The sequence below is a fragment of the Kitasatospora sp. NPDC001664 genome (assembly GCF_053596675.1).
In genome coordinates this window covers 58,551-78,085 of the sequence record NZ_JBSFGS010000020.1, presented here as the reverse complement: position 1 = coordinate 78,085, position 19,535 = coordinate 58,551, and the positions used below count along the sequence as shown (strand labels likewise).

Here is a 19,535-nt window from a genome sequence, read left to right as displayed (position 1 = left end):
ATGAACGAGCACGCCCCGATGCCCCAACTCGACGTCGCCGAGCAGCTGTTGACCCTGCTCGGGACCACCACCACCGAACCGCGCACCGATCCCCAACTGGAGGCCCTGACCCTTGCCGTCGCCGCCGACCTGCCCGTCCTGCTCTGGGGCGAACCGGGCATCGGCAAGACCGCCGCGCTGACCCAGCTCGCCGAGACCCTCGACCTGCCGCTGACCACCGTGATCGCCAGCGTCCACGAGCCCTCCGACTTCTCCGGCCTACCGGTGCTCGGTGACGACCCCGCCGTCCAGGGCGTGCCGATGGCCCCGCCGGACTGGGCGGTCCGGCTGGTCCGGGAGGGCCGCGGGCTGCTGTTCCTGGACGAGCTCTCCACCGCCCCGCCGGCCGTCCAGGCCGCGCTGCTCCGACTGGTGCTCGAACGCCGGGTCGGTGCCCCCCGACTCCCGCCGGGGGTACGGATCGTGGCCGCCGCCAACCCCCGCGGCTCGGCGGCCGACGGCTGGGAGCTGAGTGCGCCGCTGGCCAACCGCTTCGTCCACCTCCAGTGGACGCACGACCACGAGGTGGTGGTGCGCGGCTTCGGCGGCACCTGGCCGCGCGCCGTGCTGCCGGTGCTCGACCCGGACGGGCTGCCGGAGGCGGTCGCCTTCGCCCGTCGGGCGGTCTGCACCCTGCTGACCGCCCGGCCGGAGCTGGTGCACCGGCTGCCCGAGGGCGAGAGCCGCCGGGGCGGGGCCTGGCCCTCGCCGCGCAGCTGGGAGATGACGCTCCGTCTGATGGCCTTCGCCACCGCCGCCGGGGCCACCCGCGAGGTGCTCTCCATGCTGGTGCGCGGCACCGTCGGGGACGGGCCGGGGCTGGAGCTGCTCGCGAGCACCGAGCGGATGGACCTGCCCGACCCCGAGCTGCTGCTCGCCGACCCGGCGGCGGCCGAGCTGCCCCGGCGGGGCGACCTCCGGCAGGCCGTGCTGGACGGTGTGGTGGCGGCGGTGCGCAACCGGCCGACCCAGCCGCGCTGGGACGCGGCCTGGCAGCTGCTGGCGCTGGCCCTGGAGACCGGCGCGCCCGATCTGGTGGTGGTCCCGGCGAACACCCTGGCCGCGCTCCGCCGGGACGGCTGGACCGTCCCGGACACCGTCGAGCGGCTGGCCGGGACGGTCCGGCTCGCCCGCCGCGCGGACCAGCTGGCGCCCGAGGCCGCGGCGGGGGTGGGCCGGTGAGCACCGCCCCCACCCCCGCGCCCGCGCGCGGGTCGGCACCGCCCAAGCCCGCACCGCCGAAGCCGAGGCCCCCGCAGCCACGGCCGACGACCGCCACCGCTCCCGCTGCCGTCCCGCAGACCCTGGACCGGGAGAAGCTGTTCACCGCCCGCCTGCACGCCGCCCGGGTCCGCCCCTACCTGGCCACCGCGCTGTTCGCCCTGCACGTGGTGGAGTCGCAGCGGGTGCCGACCATGGCCGTGGACTCGCACTGGCGGTGCTACGTCTCCCCCTCCTTCGTGGCGAAGACCTCCCTGGCCGACCTGGCCGCGGTCTGGGTGCACGAGGTCTCCCACCTCCTGCGCGACCACCACGGGCGCAGCGACCGCCACGCCCGGCGGCACGGCCTGACCGGCCCGGCCGAGCGGCTGCGGATGAACATCGCGGCCGATCTGGAGATCAACGACGACGCGTTCGGCGACGGCCTGGTCAGACCCGCGGGCGCCCTGACGCCCCGTCGGTTGAAGCTGCCGGAGGGGCAGCTGATGGAGGAGTACCTGCACTTCGTGGGGCTCGGGAAGCTCACCGAGCCGTGGGCCTGGCTGGACTGCGGCAGCGGCGCCGACGGGCTGGAGCGGGATTGGGACCTCGGGCCGGACGGGGCGCACGGCCTCGCCGGGCACGAGCGCGACGCGGTGCGCTTCCGGGTGGCGGAGGGCATCAGGGCCGCGCAGGGGGACGTGCCGCAGGGCTGGCGGCGGTGGGCCGAGGAGGCGTTCCACCCGCCGCAGCCGTGGCGGCAGTTGCTCGGTTCGGCCCTGCGGGCCGCCGTCTCCGGCTCCGGTGCCGGCGAGGACTACACCTACGGGCGGCCGGCCCGGCGCTCGGCCGGCCTGCCCGGGGTGGTGCTGCCCAGCCTGCGCCGCCGCCCGCCCCGGGTCGCGGTCGTCATCGACACCTCGGGGTCGGTCAGCGACGCCGAGCTGGGCACGGCGCTGCTGGAGGTCGCGGCCATCGCCCGCGTGGTCGGCAACCGCCGGGACCAGGTCAGCGTGGTGGCCTGCGACGCGGCCGCCGGGGCCGCGCAGTCGCTCTGCGGAGCCGAGGGCCTCTCCCTGATCGGCGGCGGGGGCACCGACCTGCGGGCCGGCTTCGACCGCGCCCTGCGGCTGAGCCCGCGCCCGGACGTCGTGGTGGTCCTGACCGACGGTCAGACCGACTGGCCGGCCGCGGCCCCGCCGGCGCGCACGGTCGTCGGCCTCTTCCCCCGCGACGCGCGCCCCGACGAGGACGACCCGGACTACGTCCCGCCGACCCCGCCGGCCTGGGCCCGGACCGTCCGCCTGGGCGGTTGACCGGGCCCGTCGGTGGATCGGGCCTGTCGGCCGACGGTCCGGTCAGGGGTCACTCGCCGATGCGCTCGACGATCAGCTCGCACAGCTCGTGGGTGCGCAGCGCGTCACGGGCGGAGAGCGTCTGGCCGGCCCGGACGGCGTCGAGGAAGGTGGTCACCACCTGCTCGATGCCGCGCTGGCGGGCGACCGGGACCCAGTCGCCGCGGCGGCGCACGGTGGGCTGGCCGCGGTGGTCGATCACCTCGGCGAGGTTGTGGACCTCGCGCTTGGAGTCGGCGCCGGAGACCTCGAGGACCTCCTCGGTGGAGCCGGAGAGCCGGTTCATGATGCCGAGCGCGGTGAAGCCCTCGCCGGCCAGGGTGAGCACCACGTGCTCGACCAGGCCCTCGCGGACCCGGGCCCGGACGTCCACGTGCTGGATCTCGCCGGGCACCAGGAAGCGCAGGGTGTCGACCACGTGGATGAAGTCGTCGTAGACCAGCGTGCGGGCGGCCTCCGGGAGGCCCTCGCGGTTCTTCTGCAGCACGATCAGGTCACGCGGGCGCTCCTTGGCGAGCAGGTAGCCGGGCGCGTGGCGGCGGTTGAAGCCCACCATCAGCGAGCGGCCCTCGCGCTCGGCCAGGTCCACCAACTTCCGTGCGCCGTCCAGGTGGTAGTCGAGCGGCTTGTCCACGTAGACGTCGATCCCGGCCTCCAGGAGGGTGCTCACGATCGGCACGTGCTGGTCGGTGCTGGCGTGCACGAAGGCGGCCCGCACCCCGCTGTCGATCAGCTCGCCGAGATCGGTGAAGCGCGGGGCGATCCGGTGGGTGTCGCCGATCCGGTCGAGCTTGGCCCGGTCCCGGGTCATCAGCTTCAGGTCGAGGCCCGGCAGGGCGGCGAGCACCGGGAGGTACGCCTTCTGCGCGATGTCCCCGAGCCCGATCACCCCGACCGGGATCGCGGTGACGGACTGACCGGCGGCGGGCTGGCTCATCGGCGGGCGCTCCTGTACGTCTGACGTCGGCTCACGGCCGCCGCCCCGGTGGGACCCGGCCACACCCGGCAGCATATTCCAGAGCCGTGACCGGGCCCCGAAGCGGCCCGGCCCGATGCCCCGGCTGCCCCACCGTCCCACCGTCCCACCGCCCCGCCGTCTCGCCGCCCCGCCGTCCGAGGACCGCCCGACGGACCGTCAGTCCGTCCCGAGCCCCGCCGCCGCGGTGGTCAGCGCGGCCAGCACCGGCTGCACCAGCGGGTGGCGCTCCGCGCCGGTCCGCACCGCCGCGAACACCTTGCGGGTGGCCAGCGCGCTGTCCACCGGCCGGACCTCGACCGCCTCCAGGTCCACCCCGCGCAGCGCGGAGCGCGGCACCAGGGCCACCCCGGCCCCGGCCGAGGCGAGCGCGACCACGGCGCGGAAGTCGTCGGAGGAGTGCACCAGGCGGGGCTGGAAACCCGCGTACTCGCAGGCCAGCAGGACCACGTCGTGGCAGGGGTTGCCGGGGTAGGGGCCGATCCACGGTTCGGTGGCGAGCTCGGCCACCGGGACCGGGCCGGTGCCCTCGGCCAGCGGGTGGCCGAGCGGGAGCACCGCCTCGAAGGGCTCGGCGTACAGCGGCACCCTGGTCAGCCGCTGGTCGTCGGCGCGCGGCGCGCCCCGGTACTCGACGGCGAGCGCGATGTCGGCCCGGCCGTCCAGCACCATGGGCAGGCTGGCGTCGCCCTCCGCGTCCAGCACCCGCAGCCGCACGCCCGGTGCGGCCGTGGCCAGGTCGGCGATGGCGGGGGCGAGCACCAGGGCGATGCCGGTGGCGAAGGCGGCGACCGTGACCTCGCCGGCCGCGCCCTGCTGGTAGGCGGCCAGGTCGGCCTCGGCACGCTCCAGTTGGGCGAGCACCAGGTCGGCGTGGAGCAGCAGGATCTCACCGGCGGCGGTGAGCCGCACTCCGCGGCCCTCCCGGGCCAGCAGGTGGTGTCCGGTCTCCTGCTCCAGCGCGGCGAGCTGCTGGGAGACGGCGGAGGGGGTCAGGTAGAGCGCGGCCGCGGCGGCCGTCACCGTCCGGTGGTCGGCCACGGCCCGGAGGGTCCGCAACCGTCTTGCGTCGATCACACCGCCATTCTGCCAGCGCCGAGCGCACGCTCCCGCCGGTCCGCGCGGCGCCCGTCCCTCCCGGCCGTCGCGTGCGCACCACCCGCCCCGCCACCACGTGATCTTCGTTACCAACCGCGGGCGGTTCCGTGACCACCTGACGGGTACTCAGTTGTCGGCGGACACTGCCAGAATCGTCCCGCGAAACCCGTCGCCGTGACCCGGTAGTGGGGACCGGCGCCGGTGTGTATCGTCACAACCCGCGATCGGACGCGTACCACCGCGCACCGACCGACCGTGCACGGAGAGCAGCTGGGGGGCAGCATCCATGGCCATCGACATACCGGGCGAGCTTCAGACCGTCATGCGACTGCTCGGCCTCAACTGGCCCGGGGCCAACGAGGACGAGCTGATCGAACTGGCCAACCAGCTCACCAAGTTGGCCTCCACCCTGGACAGCGTCCAGATGGCCGGGGACAAGGCGCTGGCCGAGCTCGCCGAGGTCTACCAGGGCTCCTCCGCCGATCAGCTGGCCGCGCTCTGGCAGACCATCTCCAAGTACTCCGGCATGGTGGTGGACGGCTGCGAGGCGGTGGCCACCGCGCTCAAGGGCGCGGCCCTGGTGATCGAGATATGCAAGGGCCAGACCATCGTCCAACTGATCAACATCCAGGCGCAGTTGGCCGCCTCCTCGGCCACCTTCGGGCTGAGCACCGCGGCAATCATCGCGATGGGCCGGGAGATCATCGCGCGGCTGCTGGACGAGGCGGTGCAGCAGCTCGCCCAGGCGCTGGCCAAGCCGATCGCCGACCTGGCGGAGCTGGTGGTGGCCAAGGTGCTCAACCCCGGCGGGAGCACCGGCACCGGCAGCGGCTTCCGGGTGGACCCGACCGCGATGGCGGCCTGCGCCACGGTGCTGCGGCGGCACGCCGAGGACCTGGACTCCGCCGGCACCTCGTTCCGCTCCGTCGTGCAGGGCCTGGACGTCGGCAACCCCTCGGACGCCTTCGGCAAGCTGGCCGTCGCCATCGCCGAGCAGGTGGTGAAGACGATCGGCACCGAGGTCCTCAAGCGGATCCTCGGCTCCTTCACCGGCACCGCGGACAAGATGGACACGGTGGTCAGGAACCTCACCGAGAACGAGGACTCCCAGACCCAGTCCATGAACGGCGGCTACGCCCAGCTGGCCGGCGGCTTCGGCGCCGCGCCGGGCAGCCCCCGGCTGGCCGGCCTGGGCGTCGGCGCGGGCAGCACGACCGGCACCGCCCCGGCCGGTGCGGCCGGGGGTCCCTCCGGCGGTGGCCAGCGGGACCCCGGCCTGGCGGCCTTCGACGCGCTACGCCCCCGGCTGGGCGGCCTGCTCGGCGGCAAGGGCGGCGCGGGCGTCCACGAAGGCGGCAACGGCTCGCTCAACGTCCTCGGTGGAGTGCGCGGCGGAAAGCTGAACCCGAATGCGGGCCTGCCCGTGCGGAACGACGGGGAACGAGAAGCCGATCACGTAAACGCCCCGGTCCAGCAGCAGCTCGGCCAGCCGACCAGCCTGGGCCGCGTCTCCAATCATGACGGGGGCAATCGGGTGGGTGCCGGGAAGAACGTCGAAGCCGGCGTCGGTCATCCGGCCGCGGAACAGCGCGGTGTTGGCGGCCAGCCGGTCTCGCAGGTCCCCGGAATGCTCAATCAGGTCCAGCACGGTCAGGCTGGCGGCGGCAATCACGGGCGCCAGGGAGTTGGAGAACAGATACGGGCGGCTGCGCTGGCGCAGAAGCGCAACAATCTCGGCGCGCGCCGAGACGTACCCGCCGGAGGCACCACCGAGCGCCTTGCCGAGCGTCCCGGTGATGATGTCGATCCGGTCCCGGACCCCGTGCAGCTCGGGCGTGCCGGCTCCGTTGGCGCCGACGAAGCCGACGGCGTGTGAGTCGTCGACCATGACCATCGCGTCGTAACGGTCCGCCAGGTCGCAGATCTCGCGCAGCGGGGCGATGTAGCCGTCCATCGAGAACACGCCGTCGGTGACGATCAGCCGGCGGCGGGCGTCCTGGGTGTCCTGGAGCTGCTTCTCCAGGTCGGCCAGGTCGCGGTTGGCGTAGCGGTGGCGGCGGGCCTTGGAGAGGCGGATGCCGTCGATGATGCTGGCGTGGTTGAGCGCGTCGGAGATGACGGCGTCCCGGTCGTCCAGCAGGGTCTCGAAGACACCGCCGTTGGCGTCGAAGCAGGAGGAGTAGAGGATGGTGTCCTCCTGGCCGAGGAAGGCCGAGAGGCGGTCCTCGAGCTGCTTGTGCACGTCCTGGGTGCCGCAGATGAAGCGGACCGAGGCCATGCCGTAGCCCCAGCGGTCCAGCGCTTCCTTGGCCGAGGCGAGCACGGCCGGGTGGTCGGCCAGGCCGAGGTAGTTGTTGGCGCAGAAGTTCAGCACCTCGGCGCCGCCGGTCACCTTCACGGCGGCGTTCTGCGGGGTACCGATGACCCGCTCCGGCTTGAACAGGCCGGCCTCGCGGATCTCGTCCAGGGTGGCGGCGATGTCGCTGCGGACGTTGTCGAACACGGGGGCTCCTAAAACCTGAGAGGTGGTCAGACGGTCCAGTCGAGGATGATCTTGCCGCAGCGGCCGCCGGCCGCCTCGTCGAACGCCGCCTCGAAGTCGGTGGCCGCGTACCGGCCGGTGATCACGGGGCTGAGGTCGAGGCCGCCCTCCAGCAGGACCGACATCGCGTACCAGGTCTCGAACATCTCGCGGCCGTAGATGCCCTTGATGGTGATCATCGAGGTGACGATCCGGGCCCAGTCCACCGCGAAGTCCTCGGCCGGCAGGCCGAGCATGGCGATCTTCCCGCCGTGCGTCATGTTGGCGATCATCGACTGCATCGCCTCGGGGCGGCCGGACATCTCCAGGCCCACGTCGAAGCCCTCGCGCATGCCGAGCTGCTTCTGCCCCTCCTCGATGGTGTGCTCCGCGACGTTCAGCGCCAGCGTGACGCCGACCTTGCGCGCCAGGTCCAGGCGGTACGGGGAGACGTCGGTGATCACCACGTTGCGGGCGCCGGCGTGCTTGGCGACGGCGGCGGCCATGATGCCGATCGGGCCCGCGCCGGTGACCAGCACGTCCTCGCCGACCATCGGGAAGGAGAGCGCGGTGTGCACCGCGTTGCCGAACGGGTCGAAGATGGCGGCCACGTCCAGGTCGACCGGCACCCGGTGCACCCAGACGTTGGAGGCGGGCAGCGCGACGTACTCGGCGAAGGCACCGTCCCGGTTGACGCCCAGGCCGATGGTGTTGCGGCAGAGGTGGCGGCGGCCGGCCAGACAGTTGCGGCACTTGCCGCAGACCAGGTGGCCCTCGCCGCTGACCAGGTCGCCGACGGCGACGTCGGTGACGCCCGCGCCGATCTCGGCCACCTCGCCGACGAACTCGTGACCGATCGTCATCGGGGTCTTGATGGTCTGCTGCGCCCAGCCGTCCCACTTGCGGATGTGCAGGTCGGTGCCGCAGATCCCGGTCCGCAGCACCTTGATCAGCACGTCGGTGGGGCCGATCTCGGGCATGGGGACGTCGGTCAGCCAGAGCCCGGGCTCGGCCTTCTGCTTGACGAGTGCCTTCACGGCGACGGCTCCTGACGCACGGTGGGACGGATGCGGGCGTGCCGGTGCGGCCGGAGCACGGCTGTGGTCGCCGGGGCCGCGCGGGCACTGTGCAATCTGCCTGCTGAGCGGTACTGGAGTCCATCGAGGAATTCTTAACGCCCGCCACAGCTCGGCTTCACGATCGTGCCCGAGGTGCGCTGCCGCAGGGCCCCGCCGTGCCGGGGATCACCCGGACGCCGTACTCCTCCTGCCACTCCGTCAGGTCCCCGCCGCCCGCATCGGTAGCACCCGCAGCCCCTTCTCTACCCTTACTTCTCCTGCTAGGTTGGCGGTCCATGGATGATCTCCGCGAGCTGCCCTCCCTCCCCCTCACCCTGAGCGCCGGCCAGGCCCCCTGCGTCCCGCTGGACGTCCCGGCCAACGTCGCCACCGCCGCCGGGCTGGTCCGCCGGGCCGCTTCGGAGGGCTCGCGCCTGCTGGTCCTGCCCGAGCTCTTCCTCACCGGCTACGAGCTCCCCGGCATCACCGCCGCCCCCGACGCCCTGACCGTCCGCCAGGACGACCCCCGGCTCGACCCGCTGGCCGCCGCCTGCGCCGAGACCGGCACCGGCGTGGTGGTCGGCGGCCCCACCCGCCACCAGGAGACCGGCCAACTCCGCATCTCCGTCCTGGTGTTGGGCCGCGACGGACGCTTCGTCACCCAGTACGACAAGCAGCACTCGACCCCCAACGAGCGCGCCGCCGGCTTCTCCCCCGGCACCCACGGCTGCACCCTCGACCTCGACGGCTGGCGCCTGGGCCTCGGCATCTGCTGGGACATGGGCTTCCCCGAGCACGCCCGCGCCGCCGCCCTCGACGGCGCCCACGCCTACCTGGTCGGCGCCATGCTCGGCCGCGGCAGCGGCGCCCACCAGCGCACCGCCGTGATGCCGGCCCGCGCCCTCGACAACACCAGCTACGTCCTGCTCGCCAACCACTGCGCGGTCAGCGGCCCGTACCACGGCTGCGGCGGCAGCGCCGTCTGGAACCCCGACGGCACCCTCCTCACCGAGGCCGCCGACACCCCCGCCGTCGTCACCGCCACCCTCGACCCGGCTGTCCTCGCCGCCGCCCGCGAGGAGGACCCGGTCCTGATCGACCCCTCCCTGAGCGCCCCGGTCCTCCCCCGGACCTCCGCCGCCCTTTGAGACTTCCGACCCTTTCTTCCCTACTCCGTCCACCAGAACCTTCACTGCGAAGTTCAATGGAAGACTCGAAGGCATGCGATTCGTCCTCGAAGTCGACCTGACCGACCCCGCCGTCCTCGCCGACGCCCATGCCGAACTCGGCCGCATCCTCCGCTACTGGGCCGGCAACCTCCACCACTACCCCCTGGAGCCCGGAGTCCAGGAGACCCTCACCGACTCCACCCACCGCCCCGTCGGCACCTGGAGCTACACCCTGACGTAGCCTCGGGCCGGTGACCGCTTCCGCCCCCTCCCTCAGCACCCCGCTGGGACCGTTCGGCTTCTCCGTCGAGGTCGGCCGCCGACGGCTGCCCGCCGTCCCGGACGAGTGCCGAGCCCTGCCCGACGGCGGCCTGGTCGCGCGCTGGAACGACCGGGCCGCCGAGGTGCAGCTGCTGCTCACCCGCTTCGAGGACAACCCGGGCGGGCTCGACTACCTCCTCCCGGTCGACGTCTGCTGGGGCACGGTCTGGCGGGTGACCGCCCGTCAGCCGCTCGACCGGCTCCGCCTCACCTCCGCCCTGGCCGGGCTGCCCGAGGGCGCCGAGACCGACTACGAGGGCACCCAGTCCTCCGCAGCGATCGGCGTCGCCGCCCCGGGGCTCGCCATGACCATCGCGACCCCCGACGAGGAGCTGCTTTGCCAACGGGCCGAGCCGCCCCGGCACGGAGTGCCCCGGCGCTGGTCCGAACTGCTCGACGAGGTGTGGGAGTACAAGCACGTCGACCGCTGGGGCGTCGAGTACCTGTGGCACGCACCGGGCTTCGCCTGGGTGCTGCCCGAGCTGCGACCGGGCGAGGAACTGTTCCTGGAGACCAACGTCTGCTGGCGCACCACCTCTCCGGACGACGACCCCGAGGACACCAGCACCTGGTGGGCCGCGTTCACCGACTACCGGAAGGTGCTCGCGGCGGCCGGCGGAAATCCGTTTGGCGTGACCACCGCCGTCCGACCATGATCTGCTGATGGAGACCCCCCAGCGCGTGATCCGCGTCGACGACGAACTGACCCTGCGCGCCTACGAGCCCGGCGACCTCGACGAGCTGCTGCAGGTGATCGAGGAGGCCCGGGAGCACCTCGTCCCGTGGATGCCCTGGGCCTCGGACCGCACCCCGGAGAGCACCACGGACTTCCTCGGCTCCCGCGCGGAGAAGTGGGCCTCGGGCACCGACCACACCTACGCCATCGTGCTGGACGGCGCGATCGTCGGCTCCTCCGGCTTCTTCCTCCGCGAGGGCGACCCGGCCGAGCGCCGCGAGATCGGCTACTGGCTGCACCCCGACGCCACCGGCCGCGGCCTGGTCACCCGCACCGCCCGCGCCCTCACCCTGGAGGCCTTCCGCAGCGACCCCCGGGTCGCCTACGTCGAGATCGTCCACGACCCCGCCAACACCGCCAGCGGCGCCGTCCCCGCCCGCCTCGGCTTCACCGACCTCGGCACCCGCCCCGCCGAGAAGCTCGCCCCCGCCGACACCGGCGAGGACCGCCACTGGCGCCTGACCCGCGATCAGCTCCCGATCCTGACCGACGGCGCCGCCCGGAGCTGACACCCCCGGCTGGCACCATGACCGCATGAGCCTGCCGCTGACCTGGATCGACCGCACCGACTTCGCACGCTACGCCCTCCTCCCCGAACACCTGGTCTCCGAATGGACCGGGGCGGAGGCGGACGACGTCATCGGCGAGTACGCGGAAGCGGTCCGCTTCGCGGGCCACGACGTGCTCGTCCTCGGCGGCGAACCGCTCCCGATCGCCTGGTTCCCCGACAACCTCGTGTTCGCGCGCTGGATCTACGCCGACGACGACGGCTCCCTGCGCTCCGCCCTGGAACCCGCCCTGGCCGGCGGGGCCTGGGAGGATGCCGTCACGGTCGAGCTCGGCGGCAGGTACGTGCTGACGGACGCGGGCTACGACGGCGAGCGGATCCTCGGCCTCGACGAGACGCAGCAGTCACCGGAGCTCGTCCGCATCGAACTCCCCGCCGGGCGCTACCTGGTGCAGTCCCTCCTCGTCGAGCCCGATCCCGAATCCGCCTTCTACCTGGAGCGCCTGCTCCCGCTCGCCCCCGCCGGGCGTCAGTCCGAGGCCGCCTCCAGGAGGGTCTCCGCTACGGCGGTGCGGGCGTAGAGGACGGAGCGGCCGGCGCGGTGGGCGCTGACCAGGCCCGCGTCACGCAGGGCGGTCAGGTACTGGGAGACCCCGGCGGGGGAGAGGCCGGTGCGGCGGGCGAGGTCGGTGGTGGAGGCCGGGGCGGCCAGTTCGGTGAGCAGCCGGGTGCGCGAGCGGCCGAGGACGGCGGCCAGAGCGCCGGCCGTGGCACGCGTCTCCCACAGGGTGCCGACACCGCGTGCCGGGTAGGCGAGTTGGGGCGGGTCCGGCGGCCGCACCCGGGTGCGCAGACCGGGCCCGGTGAAGGCGGAGGGGATCAGCAGCAACCCCTCACCCGCGATCCGTCGGGGCATGTCCCGCTTGCGCCGTGCCATCCGGAGCGCACCCTCGTCCCAACTCACCTCGCTGTGGAGGTCGTTGAACAGGCGCGCCGCCCCGTGCTCGGCGACCGTGCGGGCCCGGTGGGAGACGTCCGCGTCCAGGACGGCCCTGATCCGCGCCCAGAACGGGGCGAGCGCCAGCTCCCAGAACGTCTCCAACTCCCGGGCGAGCTTGACCAGTCGGGCGTCCGGGTCGGCACGGAGGCTCGCCAGCCGCGGGCCGAGGTGCCCCTGGTGGCGGGCCAGGTGGTCGAGGTCCTCGCGCACCCGGTCGGCGGGCGTGGCCGCGATGGCCTCCCACTCCGCCGACGGCTCGGGTGCGGGCCCGGCGGGGGCCGGATTGAGGAAGTCGGGCACGTAGCCGGACGGCCCGATCAGCTCGGCGAGCCAGCCGCGGTCCAGTCCGGCCTCGAGCACGCGTGGCCGTACCTGCTCGACCCAGGGCCGGTGGACCGGGTGCCCGGTGCCCGACAGCAGCAGCCGGAAGCCGGGAGCCACCTCCCACATCGGCGAGACGGCGAACCGCACCTGCGCCAGGTCGTCCGCCGTGAACGCCAGCTCCGCCACCACACACCCCCGTTGGATTCGGACATACCTTAACCAGTGGCCCGGCCGTCCGGCCCGTACCGATCATTCCGCCATGACCTCACGCACCGTCCCCACCACCTGGCAGCTCGGCGACCGCACCGTCCGCCGGATCGGCTTCGGCACCATGCGGCTGCCCCAGCACGGAGAAGCCCTGCTGCCCGAGGCCGTCCCCCGCGACCGGGCCGACGCGCTCGCGGTGCTGCGCCGGGCGGTCGAGCTCGGCGTCAACCACCTCGACACCGCCGCCTTCTACTTCTCCTGCCTCCTCTCCGCCAACCAGCTGATCCACCAGGCCCTGGCCCCCTACCCGGATGACCTGGTGATCGCCACCAAGGTCGGCCCGGGCCGTGACCCGGCCGGCCACTGGCTCCCGCACGCGACCCCCGGGCAGCTGCGCGGCCAGGTCGAGGAGAACCTGCGCCAGCTCGGCCGCGACCACCTGGACGTGGTGAACCTGCGCGTCGTCGGCACCGGCTCCGTCGCCGAACGCTTCGGCGCGCTCGCCGAGTTGCGTGCCGCCGGGCTGATCCGCCACCTCGGCCTGTCCAACGTCCATCCCCACCAGCTCGCCGAGGCACGGGCCGTCGCGCCGGTGGTCTGCGTGCAGAACATGTACGGGATCGGCGCCTCCCCCGAGCAAGAGGAGCTCGTCCGGACCTGCGGCGAGCTGGGCATCGCCTTCGTGCCCTTCTACTCCATCGCCGGCCGGGGCCGCACCGCCGGTGCCACCGGCGCGGACGGTGCCACCGCGGAGCACGGCGGCGCCGTGCGCGCAGTCGCCCGCGCCCACGGCGTGAGCCCCGCGCAGGTGCGGCTGGCCTGGACCCTGCACCGGGGCCCGCACGTGCTCGCCATCCCCGGCACCGGCGACCTCGGCCACCTCGCGCAGAACGTCGCCGCCGGCGCCCTCCGACTCGGCCCGGAGGAGCTCGCGGCGCTGGGCTCCGCAGCGCACACCACGGGCTGAGCCGCCGTCAGCCGCGCAGCACGTCCGCGAGGTCGTAGCCCACCGGCTCCTCCAGCTGCGCGTAGGTGCAGGACTGCGGATCCCGGTCCGGGCGCCAGCGCTTGAACTGGGTGGTGTGGCGGAAGCGGGTGCCCTCCATGTGGTCGTAGCCGACCTCGCAGACGCGTTCCGGGCGCAGCGGCACCCAGGAGAGGTCCTTCCCGCCGGTCCAGCGGCTCTGGCCGCCGGGGAGCCGGGCCGCGGCTTGGGCGCTCTCGTCGCGCCAGGCCGCCCAGGGGTGGTCGGCGCCCTCGTCCAGCCTCAACTCGGCCAGTTCGTCGACCAGTTCGGCCCGGCGTTTCATCGGGAACGAGGCGCAGACGCCCACGTGCTGGAGCTGCCCGTCCGCGTCGTGGAGGCCGAGCAGCAGGGAGCCGACCACCGGTCCGCTCTTGTGCTCGCGGTAGCCGGCCAGCACGCAGTCGGCCGTCCGGGAGTGCTTGATCTTGTACATCGACCGGGCCCCCGGCTGGTACGGCTGGTCGAGCGGCTTGGCCACCACTCCGTCCAGCCCGGCCCCCTCGAACTGGCCGAACCAGCGCCGCGCCACCTCCACCTCGGTGGTGGCCGGGGCGAGGTGGACCGGCGGCCGCACCCCTGCCAGCGCCCGCTCCAGCGCTGCCCGTCGCTCCGTCAGGGGCCGCCCGTCGTAGGCCTCGTCCCCCAGTGCCAGCAGGTCGAAGGCCACGAAGGAGGCGGGGGTGCGCTCGGCCAGCGTCCGCACCCGGGAGGCCGCCGGGTGGATGCGTTCCAGCAGTTCCTCGAAGTGGAGCCGCCCGTCATGGGCGATGACGATCTCGCCGTCCAGCACGCAGCGCCGCGGCAGCTCGGCCCGCACCGCTTCCACCACCTCGGGGAAGTACCTGGTCAGCGGTTTGCCCGTGCGGCTGCCGATCTCCACGTCCTCGCCGTCGCGGAAGACGACCGCGCGGAAGCCGTCCCACTTGGCCTCGTACTGCATGCCTTCGGGGATCTTCGTCACCGCCTTCGCCAGCATCGGCGAGACCGGCGGCATCACGGGCAGCTCCATGCCCCGATCCTGGCGCCCCGTCAGCCGCGCCGCCCGTGGGGTACGGCCGGGCGGGCGGATATGCTCTGTGTACGGGGAGTCGGAGCACGAACACGGGAGGGTGGCCACCGATGGCCGACGAACCGTCACGCCCCCGCCGCCGCGTCCTGGTGGTCTGCAAGGGCAACATCTGCCGCAGCCCGGCCGCCGCCGCGATCCTGGCGGCCCGCTCTCCCGACCGCCCCGAGGTCCGCTCGGCCGGCACCACCCACTGGCACACGGGCGAACCCGCCGACCCGCTGATGGTCGAGACCATGGCCCGGCTCGGTTACGACCTCTCGGCCCACCGGGCCGCACCGCTCACCCCGGAGCTGGTGAGCTGGGCGGACGAGCTGATCGCGGTGGACGCGGAGACTGCCCGCGAGACCCGGCGGCTGGCCGGCCCCGGACGGACGGTGCACCAGCTGGCGGACCCGGGCATCTTCGACCCGTGGGGCGGCACGCCCGCCGACTTCGTCCGGACGGTGCGCGAGATCGAGGCCGCCCTGGACGCCCTGCTCCCCTGACCGTTCATCAGAGGATCCCACTATCACGCCGGTTGCCCCGGCGGAGAGATTCGGGCATATGCCCGACGAGTATGACGGATCCTCTCCCGCAGCCGCCCGAGCCGGGCTAGCGTTACGTCCCGCAGAGGTTACCGCGAGTGAGCGCGGTACCGCAGGCGTGCTCTTCGACGGGTGCGCGGGAGGGAAGTGCTGCCCGGTGCCGGGAATCGATGACTGCCTTGCCGAGGCCATGGGCGTGCCGGGCGCGCTCGGAGTGAGCCTGGTCGACTGGACCAGCGGACTCGCCCTCGGCACCGCCGGGGAGGGCCCCGGCGGTGACCACGAGGCCGGCGCGGCGGACGCCACCGAGCTGGCCCGGGCCGTCACCCAGGGCACCTCGTTCACCGACCCCGCGGCCGGTACCGCCCCCGCCGAGGACCTGATCCTCAGCTCGGCCGGCGCCTACCACCTGGTCAGGTTCCTGGAGACCGACTTCGACAGCAGCCTGATCCTCTACCTCCGGCTCGACCGCGAGCGCGCCAACCTGGCCATGGCCAGGCTCCGACTGGCCGCCATCGCCGACCAGTTGGTGCTGGACTGATGCCGCTGACCCGGCCCGTGGAGGCCGTCCGACTGCCCCGCCGACGCCGCTCCGGCTGCGCCCCGGCCACCCCCTTCGAGCACGAGCTGGCCGAGCTGGCCGCCCGCCGCGCCACCGGGGTCCTCGCCGGGGAGCACGGCCGGGTGCACCTGGCCGAGGGCGCGGTGGTCTACGCCGAGAGCCACTCCGCCCCCGGTGTGGAGGCACTGCTCACCGGCTGCGGCCGGATCAGCTCCGCCGAGTGGGCCTCACTGCTGGGCAGTTGCTCCGCCACCGGCCGTCCGCTGGGCGAACTCCTGGTCCGCGCCGGCCTGGTGACCACCGCCGAGCTGCAACTCTGCCTGACCACCGCCGTGTTGGACGCCGCCTTCTTCGCCCTCGGCCCGGCCGCCCGGCCTCCGTTCTTCACCCCGTCCGCGGTCCCGCTGCTCACCCTGGCCCGGCCGATGACCGTCCGCCAGCTGCGCGCGGCGGTCGGCCGCCGCCGCGCGCTCCTGGACCGGGTCTGGCCCGCGCCGCCCGGCGAGCACGGCCCGGTGCTGCGCCGCCGCACCGGCGGCGGCCCGGCCCACCCGGCCCGCAGCTGCACCCTGCGGCGCCGGGCCGTCCTGGAGGCGGCCGACGGGCTGCGCACCCCGTCCGAGATCGCCCTGCTGCTCGGCCGCTCCGCCTTCACCACCCTGCTCGACCTGCGCCACCTCGCGGCCGTCGGCCTGCTGGAGACCCCCGTTCCCGCAGCTCCGGCCACCACCGCCACCCCGGTCACCGGCCTCACCCCCGCCGTCGTCCCGGTGGTCCCGGTGGTCCCCGTGGTCCCCGTCCCCCCGTACCCGGCCACCGCGCCCCCCGCGCCCGCGGCGCCCACCGCCCCCCAGATGCCGCAAGCGCCCCAGGTGCCCCCCACCGCCGCGGCCCCCACCGCCGCCGCCCGGCAGGTCCCCTCGGTACCGCCGCCCCGCTCCGCGCCACCGGCCCCCACCCGCCCGACGGCCGCCGTCCCGGTGATCACCTCACTGCCGACGCCGACGGCCCCCGGGCGGCCCCCGGTCACGCAGCCCTCCCCCGCGTACGACCCGTCAGATCCGCACGTCGCTCTGCTGCTCCGCATCCGAGCCGGCCTGGAGGCCCGACTGTGACTTGCCCACCCGCCCCGACCGCCGCCCGGTCGACCCTCCCCTCCGAGTCATGAAGCGCACCTTGCGACAGTTCACGGCCCGGAAGCCACCCGTCATGATCGACCCCGAGGCGCTCGCCGACCCCGGCCTGCACGCCGAGCTGCGCGGGCTGCGCGCCCGGGTCCCGCACCTGACCGGCAGTCTGATCGCCACCACCGACGGCCTGGTGGTGGCCCACGACGCCGCCACCCTGGAACCCTCCGGCGTGGCCGCGCTGACCGCCGCCGCGCTCGGCGTCGGCGCCCGGCTGGCCGAGGCGACCGGACAGGGCGAGTTCCGCGAACTGATCACCCGCGGCGAGCGCGGCTACACCGCCACCTACGCCGCCGGGGCCTACGTGGTGCTCACCCTGCTGGCCGGGCCGCAGGCCAACCTGGGGCGCCTCCACCTGGAGGCCCGCCGCGCCGGCCAGCGGATCGCCGACCTGGCCGACCTCGCCCTCGAACGCAACCCCCGTACCTGACGCCCCCGTTCACCCCTCTTCCAAGGAGATCCCCGTGGCCACCACCGAAACCGCCCTCAAGGACATCATGGCCTCGATCGACGGCGCCATCGGCGTCGCCCTGGTCGACTACACCAGCGGCATGGCCCTCGGCACCCTGGGCGGCAGCGCCGACCTGGACCTCAACGTCGCCGCCGCCGGGAACACCGACGTGGTCCGCGCCAAGGTCCGCGCGATCGAGCTGCTCGGCCTCAAGGAGGCCATCGAGGACATCCTGATCACCCTCAGCAGCCAGTACCACCTGATCCGGCCGCTCACCAACCGCTCCGGCAAGGGCCTGTTCCTCTACCTGGCGATCGACAAGAACCGTGCCAACCTCGCCATGGCCCGCCACCAGCTGAAGCGCGTCGAGGCCGACCTGGAGGTCTGACGGACCGTCCACCGGGCCGCCACTCCCGGCCCGCCCGACAGGCGCGGGCGGGCCGGGCCCCCTAGCGTGAAGCGCATGGCGGCGAGCAGCACGGCGATCGAACTGGACGTGGACGGCCGCGCGGTGCGGCTCTCCAACCCGGACAAGGTGTACTTCCCGGAGCGCGGCTACACCAAGCGGGACGTGGCCGAGTACTACCTGGCGGTCGCCCCCGGCGCGCTGCGCGGACTGCGCGAACGGCCGACCACCCTGCAGCGCTTCCCGGACGGGATCGAGGGCGAGTTCTTCTACCAGAAGCGCGCCCCGAAGAACGTTCCCGACTGGCTGCCCACCGCCCGGATCGCCTTCCCCAGCGGCCGCACCGCCGACGAGATCTGCCCGACCGAGGCCGCCGCCGTGCTCTGGGCGGTCAACCTCGGCTGCCTCACCTTCCACCCCTGGCCGGTCCGCCGCGCCGCCACCGAGCACCCGGACGAGCTGCGCATCGACCTCGACCCGCAGCCCGGCACCGACTTCGCGGACGCCGTCCGCGTCGCGCACCGGCTGCGCGAGGTGCTGGAGGAGCACGGGCTGCGCGGCTGGCCGAAGACCTCCGGCGGGCGCGGGCTGCACGTCTACGTGCCGATCGTCCCCGAGTGGACCTTCGCCGACGCCAGGCGCGCCGTCATCGCGCTCGGCCGCGAGCTGGAGCACCGGATGCCGGGCGAGGTGACCACCAACTGGTGGAAGGAGGAACGGGGTTCGCGCATCTTCGTGGACTACAACCAGATGGCCCGCGACCGCACCATCGCCTCCCCGTACTCCGTCCGCCCCCGCCCCGAGGCCACCGTCTCGGCCCCGCTGCGCTGGGAGGAGCTCGACTCCGTCTCCCCCGCCGACTTCACCATCCGCACCGTGCCCGCCCGCTTCGCCGAACTCGGCGACCTGCACGCCGACCTGGACGACCACGCCTTCCGGCTCGACCCCCTCCTCGCCCTGGCGGACCGTCAGGCCGCCGACCACGGCGCGGGCGACCTCCCCTACCCGCCCGACCACCCGAAGGCCGAGGGCGAACCGCCCCGCGTCCAGCCCAGCCGCGCCCGCAAGCACTGAGCCGGCGGAGCCCGTCCGCCCGGCCCGCGCCGTGCCGTGCTCGTCCCCCCTCGGCCACGCACTGACCGTCGACCTCGGCTCCGCCGGCCTCCGGGCCCGACCGGGGCCGCCGCCTCAGCCGCAGTGCGGGGTGCTCACCTGCGCCACGGCGCCCGGCCGGAGCAGCATCGCGTCGTACTCCGGCGACTCGGGCGCGTGCCGGATCCGGCCGCCGATCACCTGGTAGCCCCAGCGGGGGTAGGCGCTGCGGGCGGGCTCGTTGTCGTGGATGCAGGTGAGGGTGGTCCAGCGCTCGGGGCGGTGGCGGACCAGCTCGTCGTGCAGGCGGCGGCCGATGCCCCGGTTGGCCAGGCTCGGCAGGACCATCAGCTCCCGTAGCCAGAAGACGTCCCGGGCCGCCGCGGCGGCCAGCGCCGCCGGCGGCCGGCTCACGCCGAGGCTGACCCACCAGGCCCGCTCGGCCGGCAGCGTCGCCCCGTGCACCAGCCCCACCAGCCGCCCGTCCGGACGCCCGCCCACCCTGGCCGTGACGGTCTCGAAGCCCGGCATCTCCATCGCCCCGCGCAGCCGCTCCTCGAAGGACTCCACCGAGAAGAACGGGTCCCCCGCGTACGGTGCGACGCCGTAGACCACCCGGTAGACCTCGACCAGGTCGTCGAGGACCTCCTTCGTCTCCTGGCCGTGGTGGTGCCGGAACTCGATGTTGTGCACGTGCCTGTCCTC

The 19,535-nt window shown here is 74.2% G+C and carries 21 protein-coding genes and 1 pseudogene; 15 read left to right on the top strand and 7 right to left on the bottom strand.

Annotated features, from left to right (window positions below; translation table 11 throughout):
• Both ACWCYY_RS26445 and ACWCYY_RS26440 read left to right on the top strand, forming a co-directional pair.
• Entirely contained in the window at positions 1-1,221 is a 1,221-nt protein-coding gene (locus ACWCYY_RS26445) for an AAA family ATPase (RefSeq protein WP_449797456.1), read from the top strand.
• 122 nt (positions 1,222-1,343) lie between these two features.
• Positions 1,344-2,555 (top strand): vWA domain-containing protein, encoded by a 1,212-nt coding sequence (locus ACWCYY_RS26440; RefSeq protein ID WP_449797517.1) that lies wholly within the window; start codon positions 1,344-1,346, stop codon positions 2,553-2,555.
• A gap of 49 nt (positions 2,556-2,604) precedes the next feature.
• Here ACWCYY_RS26440 and ACWCYY_RS26435 read toward each other — a convergent pair whose 3' ends face one another.
• Together ACWCYY_RS26435 and ACWCYY_RS26430 are read right to left on the bottom strand one after the other, a co-directional pair.
• A complete protein-coding gene (locus ACWCYY_RS26435) occupies positions 2,605-3,495 on the bottom strand; it encodes a Gfo/Idh/MocA family protein (RefSeq protein WP_380149277.1) in 891 nt (296 codons plus the stop codon).
• 234 nt (positions 3,496-3,729) lie between these two features.
• A complete protein-coding gene (locus ACWCYY_RS26430) occupies positions 3,730-4,647 on the bottom strand; it encodes a LysR family transcriptional regulator (protein WP_380149189.1) in 918 nt (305 codons plus the stop codon).
• Positions 4,648-4,954: 307 nt separating this feature from the next.
• On the opposite strand from ACWCYY_RS26430, the pseudogene ACWCYY_RS26425 reads away from it, so the two are divergent.
• Positions 4,955-5,299 (top strand): annotated as a pseudogene (locus tag ACWCYY_RS26425) (WXG100-like domain-containing protein); the annotation flags it as partial.
• Between the two features lie 663 nt (positions 5,300-5,962).
• Here ACWCYY_RS26425 and ACWCYY_RS26420 read toward each other — a convergent pair.
• Together ACWCYY_RS26420 and tdh are read right to left on the bottom strand one after the other, a co-directional pair.
• Positions 5,963-7,171 (bottom strand): glycine C-acetyltransferase, encoded by a 1,209-nt coding sequence (locus ACWCYY_RS26420; RefSeq protein ID WP_380149185.1) that lies wholly within the window; start codon positions 7,169-7,171, stop codon positions 5,963-5,965.
• Positions 7,172-7,197: 26 nt separating this feature from the next.
• On the bottom strand, positions 7,198-8,226 hold the full coding sequence (gene tdh / locus ACWCYY_RS26415) for an L-threonine 3-dehydrogenase (RefSeq protein ID WP_449797455.1): 1,029 nt from the start codon (positions 8,224-8,226) through the stop codon (positions 7,198-7,200).
• Positions 8,227-8,543: 317 nt separating this feature from the next.
• On the opposite strand from tdh, the gene ACWCYY_RS26410 reads away from it, so the two are divergent.
• From ACWCYY_RS26410 to ACWCYY_RS26390, 5 genes are all read left to right on the top strand, one after another.
• Positions 8,544-9,395 carry a carbon-nitrogen hydrolase family protein gene (locus tag ACWCYY_RS26410; protein WP_449797454.1) on the top strand — a complete coding sequence of 284 codons (852 nt, stop codon included), beginning with the start codon at positions 8,544-8,546 and terminating at the stop codon, positions 9,393-9,395.
• Between the two features lie 73 nt (positions 9,396-9,468).
• Positions 9,469-9,657 (top strand): hypothetical protein, encoded by a 189-nt coding sequence (locus ACWCYY_RS26405; RefSeq protein ID WP_449797453.1) that lies wholly within the window; start codon positions 9,469-9,471, stop codon positions 9,655-9,657.
• Positions 9,658-9,667: 10 nt separating this feature from the next.
• Positions 9,668-10,393, top strand: coding sequence for a hypothetical protein (locus ACWCYY_RS26400; RefSeq protein WP_449797452.1), 726 nt, complete (start codon positions 9,668-9,670; stop codon positions 10,391-10,393).
• Between the two features lie 7 nt (positions 10,394-10,400).
• Positions 10,401-10,982, top strand: a complete 582-nt coding sequence (locus tag ACWCYY_RS26395) for a GNAT family N-acetyltransferase (protein WP_449797451.1) — start codon at positions 10,401-10,403, stop codon at positions 10,980-10,982.
• Positions 10,983-11,007: 25 nt separating this feature from the next.
• Positions 11,008-11,562 (top strand): Imm21 family immunity protein, encoded by a 555-nt coding sequence (locus ACWCYY_RS26390; protein WP_449797450.1) that lies wholly within the window; start codon positions 11,008-11,010, stop codon positions 11,560-11,562.
• Here ACWCYY_RS26390 and ACWCYY_RS26385 read toward each other — a convergent pair.
• On the bottom strand, positions 11,511-12,494 hold the full coding sequence (locus ACWCYY_RS26385) for an ArsR/SmtB family transcription factor (RefSeq protein ID WP_345289631.1): 984 nt from the start codon (positions 12,492-12,494) through the stop codon (positions 11,511-11,513). The genes ACWCYY_RS26390 and ACWCYY_RS26385 overlap by 52 nt on opposite strands.
• Positions 12,495-12,564: 70 nt before the next feature.
• On the opposite strand from ACWCYY_RS26385, the gene ACWCYY_RS26380 reads away from it, so the two are divergent.
• Positions 12,565-13,479 carry an aldo/keto reductase gene (locus tag ACWCYY_RS26380; protein WP_449797449.1) on the top strand — a complete coding sequence of 305 codons (915 nt, stop codon included), beginning with the start codon at positions 12,565-12,567 and terminating at the stop codon, positions 13,477-13,479.
• Positions 13,480-13,486: 7 nt separating this feature from the next.
• Here ACWCYY_RS26380 and ACWCYY_RS26375 read toward each other — a convergent pair whose 3' ends face one another.
• A complete protein-coding gene (locus tag ACWCYY_RS26375; protein WP_449797448.1) occupies positions 13,487-14,548 on the bottom strand; it encodes an ATP-dependent DNA ligase in 1,062 nt (353 codons plus the stop codon).
• Between the two features lie 110 nt (positions 14,549-14,658).
• On the opposite strand from ACWCYY_RS26375, the gene ACWCYY_RS26370 reads away from it, so the two are divergent.
• The 6 genes from ACWCYY_RS26370 (at position 14,659) to ligD (ending at position 18,812) form a co-directional block, all read left to right on the top strand.
• Positions 14,659-15,093 carry an arsenate reductase/protein-tyrosine-phosphatase family protein gene (locus ACWCYY_RS26370; protein WP_449797447.1) on the top strand — a complete coding sequence of 145 codons (435 nt, stop codon included), beginning with the start codon at positions 14,659-14,661 and terminating at the stop codon, positions 15,091-15,093.
• A 196-nt stretch (positions 15,094-15,289) separates the two neighbouring features.
• On the top strand, positions 15,290-15,673 hold the full coding sequence (locus ACWCYY_RS26365) for a hypothetical protein (protein WP_345289635.1): 384 nt from the start codon (positions 15,290-15,292) through the stop codon (positions 15,671-15,673).
• Complete coding sequence (locus tag ACWCYY_RS26360; RefSeq protein ID WP_449797446.1) at positions 15,673-16,809, top strand: hypothetical protein; 1,137 nt, start codon at positions 15,673-15,675, stop codon at positions 16,807-16,809. The genes ACWCYY_RS26365 and ACWCYY_RS26360 overlap by 1 nt, the downstream gene beginning before the upstream one ends.
• Before the next feature lie 94 nt (positions 16,810-16,903).
• On the top strand, positions 16,904-17,311 hold the full coding sequence (locus ACWCYY_RS26355; RefSeq protein WP_345289748.1) for a roadblock/LC7 domain-containing protein: 408 nt from the start codon (positions 16,904-16,906) through the stop codon (positions 17,309-17,311).
• A gap of 34 nt (positions 17,312-17,345) precedes the next feature.
• Positions 17,346-17,720: a roadblock/LC7 domain-containing protein gene (locus tag ACWCYY_RS26350; RefSeq protein ID WP_345289637.1), complete on the top strand. Its 375-nt coding sequence runs from the start codon at positions 17,346-17,348 to the stop codon at positions 17,718-17,720.
• Positions 17,721-17,816: 96 nt separating this feature from the next.
• Positions 17,817-18,812, top strand: coding sequence for a non-homologous end-joining DNA ligase (gene ligD / locus ACWCYY_RS26345; protein WP_345289749.1), 996 nt, complete (start codon positions 17,817-17,819; stop codon positions 18,810-18,812).
• 114 nt (positions 18,813-18,926) lie between these two features.
• On the opposite strand, the gene ACWCYY_RS26340 is transcribed toward ligD, so the two are convergent.
• A complete protein-coding gene (locus ACWCYY_RS26340) occupies positions 18,927-19,523 on the bottom strand; it encodes a GNAT family N-acetyltransferase (RefSeq protein ID WP_345289639.1) in 597 nt (198 codons plus the stop codon).
• Positions 19,524-19,535: the final 12 nt, after the last annotated feature.